General features: G+C 38.0%; 7 protein-coding genes and 8 tRNA genes. All 15 read left to right on the top strand.

Annotation, left to right across the window (positions count from 1 at the left end; all coding sequences use genetic code 11):
* Positions 1-166: 166 nt before the first annotated feature.
* The 15 genes from AC1RNS_RS26115 to AC1RNS_RS26045 all read left to right on the top strand — a co-directional run bounded on the left by AC1RNS_RS26115 (position 167) and on the right by AC1RNS_RS26045 (position 6,948).
* The gene (locus AC1RNS_RS26115) at positions 167-568 is read left to right on the top strand and encodes an anti-sigma regulatory factor (RefSeq protein WP_492996724.1); all 402 of its coding nucleotides are present in this window, start codon (positions 167-169) and stop codon (positions 566-568) included.
* 9 nt (positions 569-577) lie between these two features.
* Positions 578-1,576: a PP2C family protein-serine/threonine phosphatase gene (locus AC1RNS_RS26110; protein ID WP_492996723.1), complete on the top strand. Its 999-nt coding sequence runs from the start codon at positions 578-580 to the stop codon at positions 1,574-1,576.
* Positions 1,577-1,649: 73 nt separating this feature from the next.
* Positions 1,650-1,982, top strand: coding sequence for an STAS domain-containing protein (locus AC1RNS_RS26105; protein ID WP_492996722.1), 333 nt, complete (start codon positions 1,650-1,652; stop codon positions 1,980-1,982).
* On the top strand, positions 1,982-2,452 hold the full coding sequence (gene rsbW / locus AC1RNS_RS26100) for an anti-sigma B factor RsbW (protein ID WP_492996721.1): 471 nt from the start codon (positions 1,982-1,984) through the stop codon (positions 2,450-2,452). Before AC1RNS_RS26105 ends, rsbW begins: the two co-directional genes overlap by 1 nt.
* Positions 2,430-3,215, top strand: coding sequence for an RNA polymerase sigma factor SigB (sigB, locus tag AC1RNS_RS26095; RefSeq protein WP_492996720.1), 786 nt, complete (start codon positions 2,430-2,432; stop codon positions 3,213-3,215). Before rsbW ends, sigB begins: the two co-directional genes overlap by 23 nt.
* Before the next feature lie 155 nt (positions 3,216-3,370).
* The gene (locus AC1RNS_RS26090) at positions 3,371-5,545 is read left to right on the top strand and encodes a Tex family protein (RefSeq protein WP_492996719.1); all 2,175 of its coding nucleotides are present in this window, start codon (positions 3,371-3,373) and stop codon (positions 5,543-5,545) included.
* Between the two features lie 65 nt (positions 5,546-5,610).
* A complete protein-coding gene (locus tag AC1RNS_RS26085) occupies positions 5,611-6,072 on the top strand; it encodes a SprT family protein (RefSeq protein ID WP_492996718.1) in 462 nt (153 codons plus the stop codon).
* A 91-nt stretch (positions 6,073-6,163) separates the two neighbouring features.
* Positions 6,164-6,240, top strand: a tRNA-Asn gene (locus AC1RNS_RS26080).
* Position 6,241: 1 nt separating this feature from the next.
* A tRNA-Glu gene (locus AC1RNS_RS26075) sits at positions 6,242-6,313 on the top strand.
* A 37-nt stretch (positions 6,314-6,350) separates the two neighbouring features.
* A tRNA-Asp gene (locus AC1RNS_RS26070) sits at positions 6,351-6,426 on the top strand.
* Between the two features lie 5 nt (positions 6,427-6,431).
* A tRNA-Gln gene (locus tag AC1RNS_RS26065) sits at positions 6,432-6,506 on the top strand.
* 15 nt (positions 6,507-6,521) lie between these two features.
* Positions 6,522-6,594: transfer RNA gene (locus AC1RNS_RS26060), tRNA-Lys, on the top strand.
* Positions 6,595-6,661: 67 nt separating this feature from the next.
* Positions 6,662-6,747 (top strand) — tRNA-Leu (locus tag AC1RNS_RS26055).
* 25 nt (positions 6,748-6,772) lie between these two features.
* Positions 6,773-6,849, top strand: a tRNA-Arg gene (locus tag AC1RNS_RS26050).
* Between the two features lie 25 nt (positions 6,850-6,874).
* Positions 6,875-6,948: transfer RNA gene (locus AC1RNS_RS26045), tRNA-Gly, on the top strand.
* The last annotated feature ends 220 nt before the right edge of the window (positions 6,949-7,168 follow it).

The raw sequence follows: 7,168 nt of genomic DNA, 5'->3' as shown, positions 1-7,168 counted from the left end.
GTCACGGATTTTCAAAGGAATGAATTGTGCGGGCACAATTCAAAATCCGGACGCAATTACGCCAAGGCGAAATTGATAAGATAAGTTTGAAATGAAATCAACTATAAAAAATTCGGGTCGAATAAAAGTGTAAAGTATAGCTGCGAAAGGAATTGGGGGGACAGCGGTGGCAATGAGGTCTTCGGTTGAAATTATTACTGAATGGGATATAGTTACAGCAAGACAACTGGGGCGCAATGAAGCAAAGGCACTTGGATTTGGCACTGTTGATCAGGCTAGAATAACTACAGCTATTAGTGAACTGGCTCGAAATATATACTTATATGCAAACGTCGGCTTTATTGAAATCGAAAGAGTTGAGACGGACACAGAAAAGAAAATAATAATTATTGCAACTGATCAAGGTCCAGGAATAAAAGATGTTCGCAAGGTGCTGGAGGATGGTTACTCTACTTCTGGAGGACTTGGGGCAGGTTTACCAGGAGTGAATCGATTAATGGATACTATGACCATCCACTCAGTTATCGGAGAGGGTACAACCATCAGAGCTGAAAAATGGCTGCGATAGGATGTGGAAATGTTGAATCAATTAGAGTCACAATATAAGAAGATTTTGTCGGATTACTTGGCTGACCAAACTGAAAAGAATTTGTATATTGCTCAAAACTTTACACGTCAGTTAATCCAAAAGAATATTTCTCCAGAGGATGTTGTAAGCATTCACAAAAATGCAGTTAGCAAAATATTACCTAATAGAATGAGTGAGGAACAGTCAGCATATGATTTTCTAATTGAAGTGATGGTCCATTATGGCATGGCACATAGGGAGCACCAAAGCTTATTACAGAAACAGGCTGAATATGAAATGGAAATAAAAATCGCTACAAACATTCAAAAAACATTACTCAAAACAGTTGTACCGCATTTGTCTAGTGTTGACATAGGGATGATATCGATTCCAATTCGTAAGATGAATGGAGATTATGTACATTTTTTACATGGTCGGGAGGATTATTTGAGTGTAGCGGTAACAGACGTGGTAGGAAAAGGTGTTCCAGCCGCTTTATGCATGTCTATGGTGAAGTATGGTCTGGAAACTTTGGAATATACTTATAAAGATCCTTCATATGTGTTAGAAGTTATTAATCGAGTAATTGAAAAAGGCGTGGATGATAGTATGTTTGTTTCCATGTTTTACGGTTGCTTGGACATTCAAAAAGATACTTTTTCCTACGCTTCAGCAGGTCATGAGCCAGCGCTTCATTATTGTGCTAGACAAGATGAATTTTTTTCTTTGGAGGCAAAAGGTTTATTATTGGGTGTACTGCCTGAGACAAAGTATATATATAAAGAAATTACTTTAGAGAAAAATGATATCGTCATGATGATGACAGATGGTGTTACAGAGTTTAGATCACATGAAGAATTGAACTCACGCGAGGTTATTACTGCATTGATAGCACAGAACAAGCATTTAACAGCCCAAGAGCTATGTAATCTTCTTTATAAACAAATTGAAGAACTACAGGATTTTAAACTATCAGATGATTTTACAGTCGTTATTTTAAAAAAATAAGATTAGAAGGTTTAATTTTTTCCCTAAGCGGGAAATGAAGTACAGTCTAACAAATATGGTGGAGGTGTGCTATATGGACATGGCGATACATTTTAAAGAAATTGATTATAAATTATATGGGTTTGTAGAGGGTGAGATTGATACCTTTACTGCTTCAGTTCTTCGAGAAGAGCTAGAGGCTATAAAGATTACTGAAGGGTTAGAAATAGAACTTAATTTATCAAAAGTAAATTATATGGACAGTACAGGTTTAGGTATTTTTGTAGCCTTTTATAAAAAAGCTTTACGTGAGAATGGCAAAGTAAAACTTGTTGGTTTATCGAATAGATTACAAAGATTATTTGAAATTACTGGATTAAGCGATTTAATGGATATTGAAACTGATAAAAAGGTGGAATTAAGATAATGAAGGAATTTGATTATATTGAGATAAGGGTTCCTGCAAAACCGCAATTTGTCAGTGTAATTCGGTTAACAGTTTCTGGCTTGGCCAGCCGAGTTGGTTTTAATTATGATGATATCGAGGATTTAAAAATCGCAACAAGTGAAGCAGTTACGAATGTAGTACATCATGCATATAAGGATGATGAAGAGGGTGAAATCGTTATTGGATGTGCCTTGTATGAAAATAAATTAGAAATGATGATTGCGGACTACGGAAATAGTTTTAATTTTGAAGAAATAAAGTCAAAAATTGGTCCATATCATCCTGGAGAGAGTATAGCTGGTTTACGTGAAGGTGGTTTGGGACTCTATTTAATGGAAACTTTGATGGATGAGGTGATGATTAATAACGATGGTGGCGTAACTGTCTTTATGACAAAGTATGTCACTAGGGAGCAGGTGGAAAAAAATGTCGAAAGAATCACTACATAAGTCTTCGTCCAATGAAGATGTACTAGAGTGGATTGCATTGTACCAATCAACAGAGGATGATGAAGCGCAAACAAATATAGTGATTCATTATCGATATTTAGTTGAAGCCATAGCACGTAAGTATACGAATGGAAAATCATACTATGATGATCTTATTCAAGTAGGTATGCTAGGGTTACTCGGTGCTATTAGACGTTTTGATACCAATGTTGGTAGTAGTTTTGAAGCATTTGCTGTACCAACGATTGTTGGAGAGATTAAACGTTTTTTACGCGATAAAACATGGGATGTTCACGTACCAAGACGTATAAAAGAGTTAGGTCCACGAATTAAAACAACAGTGGAAGCGCTGACCATTGAGTTGCAGCGTTCTCCATCTATCAAGGAAATTGCAGATCAATTAGAGGTAGAAGAGGAAGAAGTTCTAGAGGCTATGGAGATGAGCCGTAGTTATCAAGCTCTTTCTATGGATCATTCAATTGAGTCCGATTCTGACGGAAGTACAGTAACCTTATTTGATATAATGGGTAAAGTAGATGATGGCTATGAAATAACCAATAAAAGATTAATTGTTTCTGATGCCATGAACGTTTTAAATGACAGAGAAAAACAAGTCATTCAGCTTACATATTTAGAGCAGCTTAGTCAAAGAGAAGCTGGAGAACTATTAGGAATTTCTCAAATGCATGTATCCCGAGTACAAAGAAAAGCAATAAAGAAATTACAAGAGGTTATCTTAGCAAATGGTGGCGTTTCGCTCTAAACATTTATATGGAGGCATATATTGCATAAGCTAATCAAAAGTAATAAATGTCTCCTGAGTTATTGAAATAGTCTACTCTATGTTCTGGGTAGACTATTTTTTTGCATTTTTAGTAAAGTGTAATGGTAAAATGAAAAGAAAAAGGTAGTGATGATGTGGATCAAAAGCAATTGTTACAGCTCATTGCAAAGGATGTTGCAATTAAGCCAGGCCAAGCGGAGGCTGTTATTAAATTATTAGAAGAGGGAAATACCGTACCGTTCATAGCGCGCTATCGAAAAGAAGTTACTGGGTCCCTTGATGAGGTGCAAATTAAAGCTGTAGAGGAGCGTTATCACTACATACAGCAGCTTGAACAACGCAAAGAAGAGGTTATTCGCTTAATTCAAGAACAAAATAAGTTAACACCGGAATTAGAACAAGCTATCCGAGCAGCAATTGTTTTACAACGGGTAGAAGATTTATATCGACCATATAAACAAAAGCGTCGTACAAAGGCGACAATTGCAAAAGAGAAAGGCTTAGAACCTCTTGCGGATCTTTTAGTAGAATATCGCCCTGATATATTAGAACAGTTGGCTGCCGAATTCATAGATGGGGAAAACGTTACAAACACAGAGGATGCATTAGCTGGTGCAAGAGATATTTTAGCCGAGCGCTTTGCTGATGACGCAGCAATCCGTGAAAAAATTCGTGCGTATTCATGGAAAGATGGACTACTCGTAACAAGTGTGAAAAATGCTGAGGCTGATGATAAAAATGTTTTCGAAATGTACTACGAGTATGAAGAGCCTGTAAATCGTATTGTTCCTCATCGTATTTTAGCGGTAAATCGTGGAGAGAAAGAAGAAATTCTAAAGGTTACGATAAATGTTCCTGTAGAGCGTGTATTAATGATTATGTGGAAAGAATGGATTCCTGCAACCGGTTCTTCTCCAGCAATTGTAGAGGTCAAGCTTGCGATAGAGGATTCTTATAAACGTTTAATCCAGCCTTCAATTGAAAGAGAATTGCGAAATGAGCTTACTGAAAAGGCTGAAGCACAGGCTATTCATATTTTCTCAGAGAACTTACGCAATCTGCTTTTACAGCCTCCTATGAAAGGGAAATATGTATTAGGTGTAGACCCAGCTTATCGTACTGGCTGTAAGTTAGCAGTTGTAGATGAAACCGGGAAAATGTTAGAGGTTACAGCCATCTACCCTCACCCTCCTAAGCCAGACATAGCAAAATCAAAGGCACTTGTGAAGGGATTATTAGAAAAGTACCCAATTCAAATAATTGCTATTGGTAATGGAACTGCATCGCGAGAAACAGAACAATTTATTGCTGATGTTATAAAGGAGCTTGATACTTATATAGCCTATGTGATAGTCAATGAAGCGGGTGCATCTGTTTATTCAGCATCTGATATTGCTCGGGCAGAGTTTCCGGATTTACAGGTAGAGCAACGTAGTGCAGTTTCCATTGCACGTCGTCTACAAGATCCTTTGTCAGAGTTAGTAAAAATTGAGCCTAAGGCGGTTGGAGTAGGCCAGTATCAGCACGATGTATCGCAAAAGAAATTGACTGAATCCTTAACGTTTATTGTAGAGACAGCAGTTAACCAGGTTGGTGTAGATGTTAATACTGCCTCGGCATCCTTACTACAACATGTTTCAGGGTTATCAAAAACTGTTGCGGAAAATATTGTGAAGATGCGAGAGGAAAATGGGCAGTTCAAGACACGTGCTCAATTGAAGAAAATCCCACGACTTGGGGCGAAAACGTACGAACAAGCAATTGGTTTCTTACGTATACCTGAAGCAAAGAATCCATTTGATGCAACGGGTATTCACCCTGAAAGCTACAGTTTGGCTGAGCAAATATTAGAGGTTGCACAAATAAATAAAAATGAGCTTGGTACACAGAAGGCTGAGGAAGCGATTGCTACACTGGATGTTCAAAATTTAAGTGAGATACTTGATATTGGGGTGGTTACAATCCGTGATATCATAGCTACATTAATGAAGCCAAGCCGTGATCCACGTGATGCATTTCCGCAGCCACTGTTAAAAACAGATGTATTAAAGATGGAAGATTTACAAGTTGGCATGGAATTGCAGGGAACGGTCAGGAATGTTGTTGATTTCGGAGCCTTTATTGATATCGGTGTGAAGCAGGATGGACTTGTGCATATTTCTAAATTACAAATAAAACGTATTAAGCATCCTTTAGAAGTAGTTTCGCTAGGAGACATTGTAACAGTTTGGGTAGAACAAATTGATGCGAAAAAAGGGCGCATTTCATTAACTATGTTACCACCTAAAAATCAAACAATGGAAATGTAATAAAATCAGACCACACTGTCTATACTACACAGTGTGGTATTCTTATTGTTAGAGGTGATCTTGATATGAACAATGAGGAACTACAAGAGCTTGTCAGTAGAATATCATTAGAAAGTTTCCAAAAGCCTTTTATGCATCAAGCATATTTTAATGTAAGGTTACGCTCAACTGGCGGACGTTATCTCTTACAGTCACACAATATTGAAATTAATCCAAAAGCCTATGAATTGTATGGTCTTGATGAAGTAAAGGGCATTGTTCGTCATGAGCTTTGCCACTATCATTTACATTTAGAGGGTAAGGGTTATCAGCATCGAGATATAGATTTTCGTGAGCTGTTAAAAAAAGTGAATGCCCCTCGGTTTTGTTCAACTCTTCATACTTCTAATACTTTGCGAAAAAAGCAACGTCAACCCTATACATATTCGTGTGTTAAATGCCAACAGTTATATGTAAGAAAAATTAGAATGAATGTCGAGAAATACTGTTGTAGCAAATGTTTAGGTCGTTTAAAATTACTAGAATAAAAAAACTTAAGAAAAAGTGTTGACGTTTACTTGATATGTCACTATAATAGTAAAAGTCGACAAGATAACGACGACAATTAACATGAATTATTCCGAAGTAGCTCAGTTGGTAGTAGCACCTGACTGTTAATCAGGTTGTCGCAGGTTCGAGTCCTGCCTTCGGAGCCATGGCCCCTTGGTCAAGTGGTTAAGACACCGCCCTTTCACGGCGGTAACACGGGTTCGAATCCCGTAGGGGTCATTTTATTCGTATTGTTTATTTATAATGTAGTAACATTGGTCCCGTGGTGTAGCGGTTAACATGCCTGCCTGTCACGCAGGAGATCGCCGGTTCGATCCCGGTCGGGACCGCCACTTATTGGGGTATAGCCAAGCGGTAAGGCAACGGATTTTGATTCCGTCATGCCTAGGTTCGAATCCTAGTACCCCAGCCATTCATTTCTTAATTCGAGCCATTAGCTCAGTTGGTAGAGCATCTGACTTTTAATCAGAGGGTCGAAGGTTCGAGTCCTTCATGGCTCATCTTTTTAAGAAAAAAAGGTTGATTTTTCTGATTATCATAGTATAATAAGAAAGTTCCTAATTGAATGCGGTCGTGGCGGAATGGCAGACGCGCTAGGTTGAGGGCCTAGTGGGGGCAACCCCGTGGAGGTTCAAGTCCTCTCGGCCGCACCAAGTCGATGTTTAATTATTTATATTTGCGCCCGTAGCTCAATTGGATAGAGCGTCTGACTACGGATCAGAAGGTTGTGGGTTCGACTCCTGCCGGGCGCGCCATTTTTAAAAATAAAAATATTATTTTGCGGGTGTAGTTTAATGGTAAAACCTCAGCCTTCCAAGCTGATGTCGTGAGTTCGATTCTCATCACCCGCTCCAAAAAAACTTTCAAAAAACTATTGACATCCAAATTTATATTTGATAAGATATAGTAGTTGTCGATAAAAAGCGACGTTATGAACCTTGAAAACTGAACAAGCAAAACGTAATCAATAAAGTTTTTAGTAGCTAGCTTTTGCTAGTGAACAAAACAAAAATTTTGGACATCAAAATTGATGCCAGCAAAACAATTTGAGCTAATCAAATTTCTTTTATGGAG

The sequence above is a fragment of the Lysinibacillus sp. GW821-FHT14F06 genome (genome assembly GCF_058803665.1).
Note: the sequence above shows the minus strand (reverse complement) of the source record. Positions and strands in the feature narration are given on the sequence as shown.

Bases quoted from the DNA above. Each gene is read 5' to 3' on its own strand.
- AC1RNS_RS26085 (WP_492996718.1), top strand. From the start codon at position 5,611: ATGAACAATGAGGAACTACAAGAGCTTGTCAGTAGAATATCATTAGAA.
- rsbW (WP_492996721.1), top strand. From the start codon at position 1,982: ATGAAGGAATTTGATTATATTGAGATAAGGGTTCCTGCAAAACCGCAA.
- AC1RNS_RS26110 (WP_492996723.1), top strand. From the start codon at position 578: ATGTTGAATCAATTAGAGTCACAATATAAGAAGATTTTGTCGGATTAC.
- AC1RNS_RS26105 (WP_492996722.1), top strand. From the start codon at position 1,650: ATGGACATGGCGATACATTTTAAAGAAATTGATTATAAATTATATGGG.
- sigB (WP_492996720.1), top strand. From the start codon at position 2,430: ATGTCGAAAGAATCACTACATAAGTCTTCGTCCAATGAAGATGTACTA.